We start from the raw sequence: 15,304 nt of genomic DNA, 5'->3' as shown, positions 1-15,304 counted from the left end.
GAGCGGGGGATCGGCAGAAAAATGCGACAAAAAAGCCCGGCGAACCGGGCTGGAGGAACGAACTGGGTGTGGCTCGGGATCAGGCGATGGTGACTTTCTTATCCAGGTAGGTGTCCTGAACGGCATTGATCAACGCCACGCCTTCTTTCATCGATTTCTTGAACGCCTTGCGCCCCAGAATCAGGCCCATGCCGCCCGCGCGTTTGTTGATGACCGCGGTGCGTACCGACTCCTGCAGATCATTCTCACCGGCGGCACCGCCGGAGTTAATCAACCCGGCGCGGCCCATATAGCAGTTGGCCAGTTGGTAACGCACCAAATCGATCGGGTGGTCGGTGGTCAGCTTGCTGTAAACGCGGTCATCGGTATAACCGAATTTCACCGCGCGGTAGCCGCCGTTGTTTTCCGCCATTTTTTGCTTAACGATATCGGCGCCGATGGTGGCGGCAATGTGGTTGGCCTGGCCGGTGAGATCGGCGCTGGAATGATAGTCCACGCCATCTTTGGTAAACGCCGGGTTGCGCAGATAGGCCCACAGCACGGTGACCATCCCCAGCTCGTGAGCGCGCTCGAAGGCGCTGGAAATTTCTTCAATCTGGCGGCGTGACTGTTCGGAACCAAAGTAAATGGTGGCGCCGACGGCAACCGCGCCCATGTTGAACGCTTGCTCGACGCTGGCGTACAGCGTCTGGTCGTATTGGGTCGGGTAGCTCAGGGTTTCGTTATGGTTCAGTTTGACCAAGAACGGAATTTTGTGCGCGTAGCGGCGCGATACCGACGCCAGCACGCCATAAGTGGAGGCGACGCAGTTACAACCGGCTTCAATGGCCAGTTCGACGATATTTTTCGGATCAAAATACAGCGGATTAGCGGCGAAAGACGCGCCGGCAGAATGCTCAATGCCCTGATCGACCGGCAGAATCGACAGGTAACCGGTACCGGCCAGGCGGCCATGGTTAAGCAGGCTTTGCATTGAGCGCAATACGGTGTTGGGGCGGTTGTTATCGATCATTATCCGGTCAACAAAGTCGGCGCCCGGCAGGTAGAGATTTTCAGCAGGGATGGTAGTACAGCGGTGTTGCAACAGGTCTTCCGCTTCCTTTCCTAACAACTGTGCAATATCAGTCATGATTAACTCCCGATTTAGCTTCTTCATACACCGGCAACCTAAGGTATCTGACCACCGGCGCAGCAAAAAGCGGTGATTGAAGCTGATAAAACGATATTAATGAAATCCTGACGGCAAGGAGAAACAATAGATGCGATTGAGAGGAATTGCCATTTGCGTAGCCAAATACGTGGGGACGATCGCCCCACGGAAGATCTGCGGCTGATTACTCGACTTCAAACCACTCGGTATTTTGCAGGGAGATAGGCGTGATGGAGTAAATCATCTCCTGCAGATGTTCATGAATGGCGCGCTCGGCGGCGTCGACATCCTGCGCTTTCAGCGCTTCAAAAATGCGGTAATGCTGTTGGATCAGGCTTTCCGGCGGCGAAACCTCGCTAAGGCTGAGAAAACGCACCCGGTCCATGGTGGCCTTGATGGTTTCGATGGTTTCCCAGGCCAGGGGACAATCGGCGAACTGGGTTAGCAACTGGTGGAACTCGTCGTCCAGTGCCAAAAACTCACGGGTTTGCCGGTTTTGTGCCGCCAGCGTCTGACGATGCAAGTTATGCTCCAGCGTCATCAGCTGTTCCGGGGTGATCCGTTGTGCAGCACGACGAACAATCGCGCATTCCACTGCCTGACGAATAAAGCGCCCGTCGGCCACCCGCTTGGCGGAAATCTTCATCACGAAAGTCCCGCGCTGCGGCAGGATCTGCACCAGCCCCGCCTCCGCCAGCTTGATAAAGGCCTCGCGCACCGGCTGACGCGAAACGCAAAAGCGGGTGGAGATCTCTTTTTCAGACAACAAGGTACCGGGGGGAATGGTGCAATCGACGATATCTTTACGAAGGAAGCGGTAGATTTGCTGATTGACCGGGAGGTTGTTGGTAAGGCTGTAGGTTTCAGACATGGTGAAGATCGGTAATCTGGCTGGATTAGGATGCCACCATACTAGCAGATTATTCTTTGAGGGCGGGTGGATTAATCCATCCGCCAAATAGGATAACTCAACGATCCTCTCCGTCGGCAGGCGCGGCATGCGGGAGGTCTGCCATTATCGTTCTCCCATGACTGGCAGTGCGGCAACGGTGGCTCGGGCCCCTTGCGCCAGCAGCGTAAGGTAGGCATCGGTCACTGCCTGGATGAACCGCAAGCTGTCGGGCAGATCGCGTCCAAACACCGTTTCAAGCTGCAGCAGTGCCAGTACCCGTTCGGCGCCTTGGCGGCTGTTGCTGACCTGTTCGGCAAGACGTTCACGCAGGGGATCGTTGATCTCGATAACCTGACCCTGTTCATCCTGGCCGCCGACGTAACGCATCCAGGCGGCAACCCCTAAAGCCAGGCAGCTAAAATCGCTGCCCTGTGCCAGATGCCAGCGGATGGCGTCCAGCAAACGCTGCGGCAGCTTTTGCGTGCCGTCCATGGCGATTTGTTCGGTGCGGTGCTTCAGCGCGCCATTGCGATAGCGAGCCAGCAGCGAGTCGGCGTACAGCGTCAGATCCACGCCGCTGACATGCAGCGTTGGCGCCTGTTCCGCCAGCATCAGATGGCGCGCCGCACGCTCAAAATGCGCATCCTGCATGCAGTCGCTGATGTGCGCATAGCCGGCCAAGTAACCCAGATAAGCCAGGAAAGAGTGGCTGCCGTTGAGCATCCGCAGCTTCATTTCTTCGTAAGGGAGCACGTCGTGCACCAGCTCGACGCCGACCTTTTCCCACGCAGGACGCCCCTGTGGGAAGTTATCTTCTATCACCCATTGGCTAAAGGGCTCGCAGGCGACAGCGACCGGATCGACAATGCCGCCCAGTAATCCTTCAATGTGCTGCAGCGTTTCCTCGGTTACTGCCGGAACGATGCGGTCGACCATGGTGGAGGGAAAGGCGACATGCTGTTTAACCCACGCCGCCAGTTCTGCATCCTGCCGCTGCGCCAGTTGGCAGAGCAGGTTGCGGGTCACCTGGCCATTGGCCGGCATGTTGTCGCAGGACATCACGGTGAATGCCGACAGCCCACGCTCACGACGTAGCCGTAACGCCGCCAGGATCAAGCCGGGGGCGGACCGTGGCCGCTGTGGATGGGCAATATCGTGTTGAATATCAGGATGCTCTGCCAGCAGCTGGCCGCTGGCGGGATGATAACAGTAGCCTTTCTCGCTGATGGTCAGTGAAACGATAGCGACCTCCGGCTGCGCCATGGCTTCAAGTACGGCTTCCCGTCCGTCGACCTGCAGATGCAGCGCCTGCCTGATAATGCCGACGACCTGACCTCGCCAGCCGGTGTCGTCCATTTCGGCCACCGTATATAACAGGTCCTGACGTTGGATATCGGCGATTTTTTGCTGGCCGTTGTGCATGCTGATCACGCAGTAACCCCAGTCACCGGCGTGATCCTTCGCCAGACGCTCGGCGTATATCGCCTGATGCGCACGGAAAAAAGCCCCGAAGCCAAGATGTACGATGCGCGGTTTCATTTGTTCACGCGGGTAGGTCGGTCGCGCGATCGCCGCAGGCAGTGCGCTGTTACTGGAAAGTATCATGCTGAAATTCCTGAAGAGCGGGGCGACCTTGGCCGCCCCTGAAGCATTAAGATTTCGAGATTTGCGGCTGTACGGTGTTGCGCGGTGCCTTGATCACCAACAGCACCAGCACTGCACCCAGCGCGGCCACGCCGCCCGCCAGCATAAAGGCGCTGTCGAACTTACCGGTGTTTTGCACAATGTAGCCGGTCACGATCGGGCCGATGATGCCGGAAACGCTGCCGACCAAATGGATAAAGCCGCTGGCACCGCCGACCCGGGATTTATGTACCACGTCCTGAATAATGGCCCAGTAGATGGCACCGGTGATGTACAGGAAGAAGATTGACACCGACATCAGTACCACCGCCGGTACTACGCTGCTGACGGTACCCGCCAGTGCCACGCAGATAGCCGCCGCCAGCAGGCTGGTGACCAGTACGATCTTGCGCGACAGCAACAGCTTGCCGGTGATATTGAAAATCTTGTCGGAGATATAGCCGCCGAGTGCCAGCCCGACAAAGCCGACAATCCACGGGATCATGGTGGTGAGGCTCATTTCCTTGATGTTCAGGTTATGCGCCTGAACCAGATAGGAAGGGAACCAGCTCAGGAAGAAGAACAGGATGTAGTTGTAGCAGAAGAAGGCGAACGCGGTGACCAGGATGATCGGCTGTTTCAGGTAGTAGCCCAGCCCGTGAGCGGCGTTGCTCAGCTCTTCTTCCGCGCTGTGGGTTTCCTGTTTCATCCGGTTGACCAGCGCAAGCTCCTCATCGCTGACGCGTTTGCTTTTTGCCGGGTTATCCGCCACCACGAAGAACCACACCAGCATCCAGACGATACCGATCGAGCAGATGATCATAAACGCCGGTCGCCAGCCGAACGCCAGCGCCAGATAGCCGACGATTGGCCCGGCCACCGCGCCGCCCAAAGGTGAACCGGCGCTGAGCAATCCCATGGCGGTTGCCGCCTGTTTCTTCGGGAACCAGCCGTTTATCATCTTATTGGCCGAGGCGCAGATTGGCCCTTCCGCCATGCCGAACAGCACGCGCAGGATCAGCATGGAATAGAAACCGGTGGCTAATGCCGTCATGCCGCAGAAAATCGACCACAGGCCAACGGCGATCCCGAGCACCAGCGTTGGGCCGAATTTGTCTACTGCCAGCCCGCCGACAAAGTTGAAGATGGCGTAACCGAAGAAGAAGCTGCCGAAGATGATGCCGAACTGTTCGGCATTCAACATCAGATCCTTCTCGATCATAGGCACGGTAATCGACAGCGCAACGCGGTCGAGGTAGTTGATCATGTAGACCATAAACAGCAGGAGCACTATGGTCCAACGCAGGTTTTTAAACATAAAATCACTCCACTTGGTGTTGTTTTAATTGCGAAGCTTCATGCCTCTGCCCTGGTAAATTCATCAGTCAAATTGCAGTAACACCTTGCAGCAGGTGCGTTGGTCTTTTTCGAACATCAGCATCGCCTGCTCGACCTCGCTGGCCGAGACGCAGTGCGTAATTAATCGCTGCGGGTCGATTTTGCCGCTGGCCATCCAATCGATGACCTGCGGGAAGCGCCCGCTGTTGAGGCGTGAGGAGAAAATCGACAGCTCCTTGCTGGTGATGCTTTGCTGGGTCAGCGTGCAGGCCTCGCCGGAGAAGCCCATGATGCCGATACGCGCCGCCGGTGATGCCAGGTTAATCGCCTCCTGCAAAATGGCCGGATGACAGGCAGCGTCGACGATCAGCGTCGGCCGGAGTCCGCGCCGTTCCAACTCGGCTTGCAGTGAGCCTTCAGCGTTATTGAACGTCCAGTCGGCACCGTTCTCCTGAGCCATCGCCAGTCGCTCACTGATGCGGTCGGCCACGATCACTTGTTTCACACCGTAGACCCCTTTCAGCGTTTGGATCACCGTCAGCCCCATCGGCCCGGCACCGTAGATCAGCGCGATGTCCTCGGCGTTGGGTTGCAGGTGGGCGGTGATATTGGCGCCGATGGTGAAAGGTTCGACCATCGCGGCATGGCGATCGCTGATGCTGTCCGGGATGCGGTAGGCATTGCGTGCCGGGGCGCAGGCGTAGTCGCTGAAGCCCCCGTCGCGGTGCACGCCGATCACCTGCAGTTCTGTGCAGACGTTAGGGCGGCCTATGGAGCAAGGGTAGCAATGCCCGCAACTGACGACCGGATCGACCGCAACGCGTTCCCCGATACGCAGCGGATCGATATCGCTGCCCACCTGGTCTATGACGCCAAAAAACTCATGCCCGATGACGCGCGGGTAGCGGGCGAAAGGGTTATGACCATGGTAGATATGCACATCGGAACCGCAAATGCCGGCGAACTTTACCTTCACCCGCACTTCGTTGGCTGCCGGTTGCGGCAGGGAACGCGGCTGGATAACCAGACGGCCGGGCTGCTCGATGACCACGCTTTGCATGGTGCGCTCTTCTGTTACCAGTTCCATAAGGTGCCATCCTCCAGGCGTGCGACCGGCAGATAAGCCGGTTCATAGGGATAACGGGCAGCCAGTTTTTCATCGAACTCAATGCCCAGACCTGGCTTGTTGCCCGGATGCATGTAGCCGTCGTTGAAGCTCCAGCTGTGCGGGAACACTTCGAGCATCTGTTCGGAGTAGCCCATGTATTCCTGCACGCCGAAGTTCGGCACCCACAGATCAAAATGCAGCGCCGCCGCCATGCAGATCGGGGACAAATCGGATGGCCCATGTGAACCGGTACGCACCTGATACAGCGAGGCAAAATCGGCGATACGGCGCATACCGGTAATGCCGCCGGCGTGGGTCAGGGTGGTACGGATATAGTCGATCAGCTGTTCTTCGATCAGTTGCTTGCAGTCCCAAATACTGTTGAAGACCTCGCCGACGGCGATAGGGGTCACGGTATGCTGGCGGACCAAACGGAAGCATTCCTGATTCTCTGCCGGGGTCGGATCCTCCATCCAGAACAGGCGATATTGCTCAATGCTTTTACCGAAGCGCGCGGCTTCGATAGGGGTCAGCCGGTGGTGCATGTCGTGCAGCAGATGCTCGTCAAAACCAAAGCGGTTGCGTACCGCGTCGAACAGCTTGGGCGTGAAATCGAGGTATTTTTCCGTTGACCACAGCTGCTCTTCCGGCCAGTTGCCTTTAGTGGCGGGTTCATAAGCCAGGCCTTTGCCTTTGGCCATGCCGTAGGTGGTTTTCATGCCAGGCACACCGCATTGGGCACGAATGGCTTTAAAGCCCAACTCTTTATGTTTGGCGTAGTCGTCGAGCACTTCGTCGATGGAATGGCCAGTGGTGTGGCAGTACACCATGACGCCGGTACGTGATGCGCCACCGAGCAATTGGTACAGCGGCATATTGGCGGCCTTGCCCTTGATGTCCCACAGCGCCATGTCTACGGCAGAAATGGCGGACATGGTGACAGGCCCGCGGCGCCAGTAGGCGCCTTTATAGAAGAACTGCCATATGTCTTCGATCTGATGGGCGTCCCGGCCGATCAGCTGCGGACAGACATGATCTTTCAGATAGGACGCCACCGGCAGTTCACGGCCATTAAGCGTGGCGTCGCCGATACCGGTAATGCCATCGTCGGTGGTGATCTTCAGCGTGACAAAATTCCTGCCTGGGCAGGTCACAAATACCTCTGCGTTAACAATCTTCATAACGTCTCTATCCTGTTCCCACGGGTCATCATATTGGACGGAAAATACGCCATGAACGAACTACCATACAAGTATGATTTAAAGGATTTGCCGGAGAGGATCACATTTCGATGCGGAATAAAGTGCAAACGACAGGCGGTAAATTATTTGGCGGGGAAGGGGCTGATGCTACAACCAGTGGCGCTCAACCCTTACCGGCGAGCGCCATAGGCGGTTATTCCGAGGAGGAGCCTTGCCCCAATAACCCACAGTTGGGGGGCAGACGGCATTCAATGGCATTGGGCAACACTTCAATGCGGAAATGCTTGCCCTTCAGGGGTTCACCGTCGAGATTAAAGGTCATCTCATGGGGAGCCTTGATTTCCAGCCACGACAGTGCGGCGCTGATGACGTTTTTGTTTTCTTCATCGTTAAACAGGCTGGCTACCAGCGCCGGCAGAAGTTCATCCGCAATCAACAGGCGCAGTTGCAGCAGCCCATCGTTGATCAGCGCGTCCGGGCAGAGCTGTTGACCGCCCCCGGCCTGTTTGCCATTGCCGATGCCGATGACCAGCGCGTTGCCGCTCCAATGGAAATCCGGCCCGCGGATCTCGCAGCGGTCGGCCTTGAGCGTATCCATGCGCAGCAAACCGTGGATAAAGTAGGACACGCCGCCTAGCGCCGCCTTGAGCTTTTCCGGCGTCTCGGTGGTGATACGCGTGCCGAAGCCACCGGTCGCCATATTGATGAAATAGCGTTCATCATTAACTTTCGCCAGATCTATCGGCACCGCGCGGCCTTTCACCGCCAGCCGCAATGCCGGCTCCGGCATCAAAGGGATATTGCAGGCCATGGCGAAATCATTGGCGGTACCCAGCGGCAGAATGCCCAGCACCGGGCGTCCGTCCGCCGGCAAGGCCGTTAGCGCTGCTGCCACTTCGTTGATGGTGCCGTCGCCACCGCCGGCGATCAGCGTGTTCACCCCCAGTTGGCAGGCTTCCCGAACATAACGTGCTGCATCACCCTGTTCCCAGGTAACGCGAACGTGCAGGGACTGGCCTTCATCTCGCAACTTCTGTACTGCAAGGCGAACCTCTTCGTTACCGGCGCCTTTGCCGTTAATGATTAGAAGTGCTGGTGCTGGTGAATGCATTCCCGATATCTCCCGGCTGTAAACTATAGGGCAACGATAAACTACCCGTCGGCGACAGGCCATCAGAATATTCAGTTAATTCTGTTCTATCCTGACCTGGCAGAGTTTATTTCTGCAGGATTGACTTAAATTAAGATATATCCGTGGGAAAGTTAGCGATTTTTGTTAATGCATTAATTAATCGTTGTAGCTTTGTTTTTATATCGCTATGACAAGAGGGCGTAATGAAAAATAAGCAAGTCAGTGAATTGAAAGCTAATGGATATATTAGATAGGATTATTTTTTGATATCCAAGAAAAAGCCAGTCCAAGGGAGATTGGACTGGCTAAGGAGGTGGTTCCTAGTATTGCTATGCAAATCTTTTTCGTTCTTAGTTTTAAGCAGCCTGATGTTAACCAAGCTGCGCAGTAATTGATGTGATCCAATTCTAATATTTGCTAAAAATGCCATTAAAGGATCACCCCCTGCATTTACGCCGCAGGAGTATTGATATCCGGCAAATTTCGGATCAGCAACGCGTAATTGAGATCGATATCTTGCGGGATCGGCAAATAAACGATATGGCCGTTACCCGGCGCCACGTCGATCGCTTCGCCTTTCTTATTTTGCATGCTCTCCAGGGTAAACAAGACGTTACCGCCTGGGGTCATCATTTCTACGCTGTCACCGAGCAGAAATTTGTTTTTCACGTCCACTTCAGCCCAGCCGTCACGCCGTACGCCGGTGAATTCGCCGACAAACTGTTGGCGCTCAGACAGCGAGGAGCCGTATTCGTAGTTTTGCTGTGCTTCATGTACGTGACGACGCAGGAAGCCTTCGGTGTAACCCCGGTGCGCCAGGCCTTCGAGCGTGGTCAACAGAGTGGGATCGAACGGCTTGCCGGCGACGGCGTCGTCGATGGCGCGACGGTAGACCTGTGCGGTACGTGCGCAGTAGTAGAAGGATTTGGTGCGGCCTTCAATCTTCAGCGAATGCACACCAAGCTGCGTCAGGCGTTCCACGTGCTGGATGGCGCGCAAATCTTTCGAATTCATGATGTAAGTGCCGTGTTCATCCTCGAAGGCGCTCATGTATTCACCGGGCTTCTGCGCTTCGGACAGCATGAACACCTTGTCGGTGGGGGCCCCGATGCCCAGCGTCGGCTCGACGGTCTGCACCGGGATCGGTTCATGCATATGCACGATGTTGCCGGTCTCGTCTTCCTTGCCTTCTTCCGCTTTGTACTGCCAGCGGCAGGCGTTGGTGCAGGTGCCCTGATTAGGGTCGCGTTTGTTGATATACCCGGACAGCAGGCAGCGGCCGGAGTAGGCCATGCACAGTGCACCGTGGACGAAGATTTCCAGCTCCATCTCCGGCACCTGAGTACGGATTTCGGCGATCTCATCCAGTGACAGTTCACGCGACAGGATCACCCGCATCAGGCCCATTTGCTGCCAGAATTTCACCGTCGCCCAGTTCACCGCGTTTGCCTGCACCGACAGGTGGATATCCATCTGCGGGAAGGCTTCACGTACCATCATGATCAGGCCGGGATCGGACATGATCAGCGCGTCCGGGCCCATGTCGATCACGGGTTTAAGATCGCGCAGGAAGGTTTTCAGCTTGGCGTTGTGCGGGGCGATATTCACTACCACGTAGAAGCGTTTTCCCAGCGCATGGGCTTCGTTAATCCCCTGTGCCAGATTCTCGTGATTGAATTCATTGTTACGCACCCGCAGGCTGTAACGCGGCTGGCCTGCATAAACCGCGTCGGCGCCATAGGCAAAGGCGTAACGCATATTTTTCAGCGTGCCGGCTGGGGAAAGGAGTTCCGGTGTAAACATAATGAGTCTCGGTCTGATTTCAGGTCAGTACCGCACCACCAAATGGCGCAGTAAAAGCGGGGAATTGTAGCGGCAGCGCGAAGAGAAATCAGCAGGTAACCGGATTTATTACAGGGAGATTGATCCTGGTCATAAGAAAAACGCGCGATGGCGGGCATCGCGCGCTTTACAGATGCATTAAGCGCTCAGATCGCGTACGTCGGTGGACGGACCGTTTTTGATCACCGACTGAATACCATTCTTTGCCGCAGTTTCAGAGCTGTACATCTCACTGACGCCGATCACCTGATGATTCTTGGCTTTCAGCACGAAATAAGGCTGATTGCTGGTGCTGTGCTTCAGTTCATATTGTGCTTCGTGGGGGGAATTGGTTTGCACCGAGGCAATGCCATTCTCCGCCGAGGCCTTGCTGGCGTACATCTCGCTGGCCAGAATGATTTCGCCATTGCTGGCTTTCAGGTTGAAGTGGTATTGCCCATTCTTTGCTTTTTTCAGCTCATAGTGACCGATTGCCATGGTTCCTCTCCTGTGGGTTCCGATTAGTGATGTAAGTGTAGCCAATGGCTTGAAATTGAGCGGCTAATAAACCGGACTTGAGAAGGGTAGCGCAAAAAAAACGCCATTTTTTTGCGCTGACAGGGAGTTTTGTGCAGCGGATACTGCTGTAGCACGGGAAGCTAATGGGGGATTGTCTGCTGAAAGTTTGCGCAGCCCGCCGCATTTTCGAGCGCGCAGTATTTCAACCGCAACCAGGGAGGGCTAAGGTGAGGCCGCTGCATCATTGCGGTCAAAAAATAAGCGCTGCATCTTGGCATCGACGCTTAACAGGCATATGCTTAGGCCTATGCCTGTAAGGGGAGATGGAAATGGAAAGGGTCGCGAAACTGTTTAAAAACGGCAGAAATCAGGCGGTGAGGTTACCCGTGGAATTCGAATTTGATACAGATCGTGTGTATATCCGCCGCGATCGGGAGGGGAACGTGATTTTATCTAAATATCCGGCCAAACCTGACAGTTGGGCTCCGTTGCTGCAAATGATCGAAAAAACGCAGGTCCCGCAGGACTTTCTGGCGGCTGATGAACGTCAGCAGGGGAGTGTTACCCGCGATCCGTTCGCCGGGGAAGAGTAAGCATGTATATGTTTGACACCAATACGGTCAGCCAACTGTTCCGTCGGCATCCCCGCTTGCTGAGCCGAATGGAAAAAGTCCCGCCTTCTGCGGTATGCATTTCCAGCATTACGCAGGCGGAACTGCTTTATGGCGTGGCCAAACGGCAGAACCTTACGCTGAAAGCGACGGTCGCGGCATTTCTTGATTCCGTGACGGTATATGCCTGGGACAGCGAAGCCGCACATTGCTATGGCACGCTGCGGGCGGAAATGGTGAAAAAGGGGCGGGTGATGGGGGCCCTGGATCAGCTTATTGCCGCCCACGCGCAGAGCCGCGGAGCGACAATAGTGACTAACGACCGGGCGTTTGCCATGGTGCCGGGCCTGACGGTAGAAGACTGGACCTAGGGCCGGCTAAAGCCCGTTCACCAGGCGGCAAGGTTCGGACTCCCAGCGGTAACCGACGCCGTACACGGAGCGGATAAAGGATTTCTCGCCGTCGATCAGCTCCAGCTTGCGCCGCAGGTTTTTGATGTGGCTGTCGATGGTGCGATCGGTCACCACCCGGTAGTCGTCATACAGATTATTCAGCAGCTGCTCGCGCGAGAACACGTTGCCCGGCTGGCTGGCCAGGGTTTTCAACAGGCGGAACTCTGCCGGAGTGAGATCCAGCATCTGCCCCTGATAGCTGGCCTGAAAACGTGGTTCATCAATGTGAAGCTGCGTTTCTTCCTGCATATTGTCCAATGGGCGATAGCAGCGGCGCAGAATGGTTTTTACGCGCGCAACCACTTCACGCGGGCTGTAAGGTTTGCAGATATAATCGTCTGCACCGATCTCCAGCCCCAGCAGGCGGTCGATCTCTTCAATTTTTGCCGTCACCATCACCACCGGAATATCGGTGAAGCGGCGCAGTTCTCGGCATACCGTTAACCCATCGCTGCCCGGCAGCATCAGATCTAACAGAATCAGCGCCGGTGAATGCTCATGCACCGCCGGGACCACCTCGCTGCCGTTGGTCAGCCAGCGCGTGGCATATCCCGCCGCCTGCAGGTAGTCCACCAGCAGCTGGCCGAGCTTGGGCTCATCTTCAACAATCATAATTTGCAACGGTTGATTCTGGGTTTCCATCATGACGCCTTATTCATTACCGGGGTGGCGAATTCTACTGTAATCCGCACGCCGCCCAAAGGCGAGTGCTGGGCGTAGATCGTCCCGTTGTGTGCTTCCACTATGTTTTGACAGATCGACAACCCCAGACCGGAGCCGCCACTGGCGCGGTTACGCGAACCTTCGGTACGGTAAAAACGTTCGAAAATGCGCGCCAGCTGATCGTCATTGACGCCCGGCGCGCTGTCCTGCCAGTAAATCAGCAGGCGGCCTGGCTGCGTCTGGGCGCCGATCTCCAGTTTGCCGCCGGCGTCGGTGTAACGCAGGCTGTTTTCCAGCAGGTTGTTGAATAATTGGTTAAGCCTGTCCGGATCGCCAAACAGCAGTGCCTGTTCTGGCAGTTGGGTCTCGATCTCCAACCCTTTGGCGTGAAAGCGCTCGCGGAAGCTGGCTACCGCGATTTGCAGTAAATGCACGCAATCCACCTGCGATTTACGGTAGGCGAGCGCACCGAGGTCGGATAATGACAGTTGATGCAGATCGTCCACCAGTTTGGTCAGGGTGGAGACTTCGGCCTGCAAGGATCCCAACGAGGCCGCCGTAGGTTGACGTACGCCGTCCTGCAGCGCCTCCAGCTCACCGCGCAGCACCGCCAGCGGGGTACGCAACTCGTGCGAGACGTCGGCCATCACGGCGCGCCGCATCTGCTCGTTTTTTTCCAATGAGGTGGCGAGCTGGTTGAAGTCCTGCGCCAGCCGGCCCAGTTCATCCTGGCTGCTGACGGCTACGCGGGTGCTGAAATCCCCTGCGGCCAGGCGATGGGTACCGGCCACCAGCCGTTTGACCGGCGCCAGCAACCCGCGCGACATCAGCCAGGTGACCGCCGCTGCCAGCAGGGTGGAAAGGGCGACAATCATCCAACTGGTGCGTCTTTGCTGCTGATCGAAACTGATGTCGGTATTACGTGTTAGCCTTTCTATTGGCGTCGTAATTACCCAGCCGACGATTTCATTGTTGTAGCGGATCGGATGACGCGGGCCTTCCTTCGGTACTGGGCCGGAGTGCCCCACCAGCCGGTTGTACTGGCTGTCCACCACCCAAAACTGGGTGCGCCAGCCTTTGGGCGGCAAATTGTGGCTGCTGTCGCTGTTTTGTTCGAACGAGCGCATGATCTGGTAAATCACCTGATCGTTATTACGCAGAAAAACCCAGTTACCGTGGCGACTGTACTGTTCTTCCAATGCTTCGCTCAGCATATTGATGCGCTGCTCGTTGCTGTTTTTGATGTAGTCGATAAAACCACGCTCGAAGCTGACGCGCACGCCCCAATGCATGGTAATGAGCACCAGCATGCAGGTGGCGAAGATGGCCATGAACAGCTTGCCGGTGATGCCTATTTTCATTATTGCAACCTCGTGGAGCCGGTCCCCGGCTCTTTGGTCAGCGTACGGTTGGGGGCGGTACCGGCAGGAACGCGGGCGAAGGCCAGCGCGGGCAGGGCGATGATTAACGCCATGCAACAGTAGCTGTAAATAAATGCGCTGTGGATGGCCGGGCTGTCGGTGACTACCTGGTGATGGGCAAAGCTGCCGATAAGAATACCGGCGATGCTGACGCCGAGGCTCATCGACAATTGCATGACCATCGACAGCAGGCTGTTGCCGCTGCTGGCCAGCCGATCCGGCAGATCTTTCAGCGTCAGGGTGTTCATGGCCGAGAAGCGCAGTGAGTTGACCATGCCCTGGAAGAACAGCACTACCGGCAGCAGCCAGATCCAGCCCAGCATAGCCACCAGTGGGAAACTCAGGCTGATCAACGCCAGCATCAGCGTGGCGGCAACCAGCACGTTACGGTAACCGAAGCGGTTAACCACTCGCACCACAATGCGTTTCATTCCCATACTGCCGATAATCATCGGGATCATCATCAACCCGGCGTGAAACGGGGAGAAGCCCATGCCGACCTGCATAAACAGCGGTGTCATAAAGGGCAACATGCCGCTGCCGATACGGCCCAGCAGGCTGGCCGTCAACCCCACCTTGTAGGTTGGGGTTTTAAACAACCGCAGTGAGAACAACGCGCGGCTATTTCCGTGCGCATGCCACCAGTAGCCCGCCAGCGCCGCTACGCCTGCAACCACCAGGGCAACGATAGCGGGGGATGAAAGCCCCATCCCTTTGTGGCCGTCGAGCGCCAGCGTCAGCGTCGCCATGCCGATTGCCAGCATGATAAAGCCGCTGATGTCGAAGCGACGGGTTTGCATGCGGTAATTGGGCATCAGCAGCAAAGTGGCGATGGCCCCGGCGATCCCCACCGGGATATTGATCAGGAAAATCCAGTGCCAACTGGCGTACTGCACCAGAAAACCGCCCAACGCCGGCCCCATTAGCGGGCCGATTTGGCCGGGCAGGGTGACGAAAGTCATCGCGGCCATATACTGCTCGCGCGGGACGATTTTCATCACCGTCAGGCGACCGACGGGCACCATCATGGCGCCGCCGATGCCCTGGATCACGCGTGAGGCGATCAGCTCGTTCAGGGTCTCAGAGCGGGCACACAGGATAGAACCCAGGGTAAACAACACGATGGCGCTGAAGAACACCCGCTGCACCCCAAATCGATCCGCCAGCCAGCCGCTGGCAGGCAGCATTACCGCTACCGTCAGCACATAGGAGACAATCACCGACTGCATGCGCAGCGGGTTCTCCCCCAGGCTGACGGCCATCGACGGCAGGGCGGTGTTGACGATAGTGGTGTCGAGCGTCTGCATAAAGAAGCCAAACGCCACGATCCAAAGTTGCCATTGTACGGAGGCGGTGTGTTTTATCAGCATCG

At 56.7% G+C, this 15,304-nt stretch carries 14 protein-coding genes; 2 read left to right on the top strand and 12 right to left on the bottom strand.

Annotated features, from left to right (window positions below; genetic code table 11):
- Window positions 1-79 precede the first annotated feature (79 nt).
- From fbaB to LQ945_RS07180, 9 genes are all read right to left on the bottom strand, one after another.
- Complete coding sequence (gene fbaB, locus LQ945_RS07220) at window positions 80-1,129, bottom strand: class I fructose-bisphosphate aldolase (protein ID WP_099062625.1); 1,050 nt, start codon at window positions 1,127-1,129, stop codon at window positions 80-82.
- A gap of 205 nt (window positions 1,130-1,334) precedes the next feature.
- Window positions 1,335-2,021, bottom strand: coding sequence for a GntR family transcriptional regulator (locus LQ945_RS07215; protein WP_270102591.1), 687 nt, complete (start codon window positions 2,019-2,021; stop codon window positions 1,335-1,337).
- A 144-nt stretch (window positions 2,022-2,165) separates the two neighbouring features.
- Window positions 2,166-3,647 (bottom strand): mannitol dehydrogenase family protein, encoded by a 1,482-nt coding sequence (locus LQ945_RS07210; protein WP_270102590.1) that lies wholly within the window; start codon window positions 3,645-3,647, stop codon window positions 2,166-2,168.
- A gap of 46 nt (window positions 3,648-3,693) precedes the next feature.
- On the bottom strand, window positions 3,694-4,983 hold the full coding sequence (locus LQ945_RS07205; protein WP_269935436.1) for an MFS transporter: 1,290 nt from the start codon (window positions 4,981-4,983) through the stop codon (window positions 3,694-3,696).
- Window positions 4,984-5,046: 63 nt separating this feature from the next.
- Window positions 5,047-6,063, bottom strand: coding sequence for a Zn-dependent oxidoreductase (locus LQ945_RS07200; protein WP_270102968.1), 1,017 nt, complete (start codon window positions 6,061-6,063; stop codon window positions 5,047-5,049).
- A gap of 14 nt (window positions 6,064-6,077) precedes the next feature.
- Window positions 6,078-7,292, bottom strand: a complete 1,215-nt coding sequence (gene manD / locus LQ945_RS07195; RefSeq protein ID WP_270102589.1) for a D-mannonate dehydratase ManD — start codon at window positions 7,290-7,292, stop codon at window positions 6,078-6,080.
- 214 nt (window positions 7,293-7,506) lie between these two features.
- The gene (yegS, locus tag LQ945_RS07190) at window positions 7,507-8,424 is read right to left on the bottom strand and encodes a lipid kinase YegS (RefSeq protein ID WP_270102588.1); all 918 of its coding nucleotides are present in this window, start codon (window positions 8,422-8,424) and stop codon (window positions 7,507-7,509) included.
- Between the two features lie 471 nt (window positions 8,425-8,895).
- Window positions 8,896-10,248 (bottom strand): tRNA 5-hydroxyuridine modification protein YegQ, encoded by a 1,353-nt coding sequence (gene yegQ / locus LQ945_RS07185; RefSeq protein ID WP_270102587.1) that lies wholly within the window; start codon window positions 10,246-10,248, stop codon window positions 8,896-8,898.
- Window positions 10,249-10,425: 177 nt separating this feature from the next.
- On the bottom strand, window positions 10,426-10,764 hold the full coding sequence (locus LQ945_RS07180; RefSeq protein ID WP_099062617.1) for a YegP family protein: 339 nt from the start codon (window positions 10,762-10,764) through the stop codon (window positions 10,426-10,428).
- A gap of 350 nt (window positions 10,765-11,114) precedes the next feature.
- Here LQ945_RS07180 and LQ945_RS07175 point away from each other — a divergent pair, with 350 nt between their 5' ends.
- On the top strand, window positions 11,115-11,378 hold the full coding sequence (locus LQ945_RS07175) for an antitoxin (protein ID WP_044554629.1): 264 nt from the start codon (window positions 11,115-11,117) through the stop codon (window positions 11,376-11,378).
- Window positions 11,379-11,380: 2 nt separating this feature from the next.
- Window positions 11,381-11,767: a type II toxin-antitoxin system VapC family toxin gene (locus tag LQ945_RS07170; RefSeq protein ID WP_044554630.1), complete on the top strand. Its 387-nt coding sequence runs from the start codon at window positions 11,381-11,383 to the stop codon at window positions 11,765-11,767.
- A 6-nt stretch (window positions 11,768-11,773) separates the two neighbouring features.
- On the opposite strand, the gene baeR is transcribed toward LQ945_RS07170, so the two are convergent.
- The 3 genes from baeR to LQ945_RS07155 are packed head-to-tail and all read right to left on the bottom strand — an operon-like array spanning window position 11,774 to window position 15,302.
- Window positions 11,774-12,490: a two-component system response regulator BaeR gene (gene baeR / locus LQ945_RS07165; protein ID WP_020828095.1), complete on the bottom strand. Its 717-nt coding sequence runs from the start codon at window positions 12,488-12,490 to the stop codon at window positions 11,774-11,776.
- Window positions 12,490-13,872 (bottom strand): two-component system sensor histidine kinase BaeS, encoded by a 1,383-nt coding sequence (gene baeS, locus LQ945_RS07160; protein WP_182824619.1) that lies wholly within the window; start codon window positions 13,870-13,872, stop codon window positions 12,490-12,492. The genes baeR and baeS overlap by 1 nt, the downstream gene beginning before the upstream one ends.
- Entirely contained in the window at window positions 13,872-15,302 is a 1,431-nt protein-coding gene (locus LQ945_RS07155; RefSeq protein ID WP_270102586.1) for an MFS transporter, read from the bottom strand. The genes baeS and LQ945_RS07155 overlap by 1 nt, the downstream gene beginning before the upstream one ends.
- Between the last annotated feature and the right edge of the window lie 2 nt (window positions 15,303-15,304).

The organism is Serratia liquefaciens (assembly GCF_027594825.1).
Taxonomy (GTDB): Bacteria; Pseudomonadota; Gammaproteobacteria; order Enterobacterales; family Enterobacteriaceae; genus Serratia; species Serratia liquefaciens_A.
Note: the sequence above shows the minus strand (reverse complement) of the source record. Positions and strands in the feature narration are given on the sequence as shown.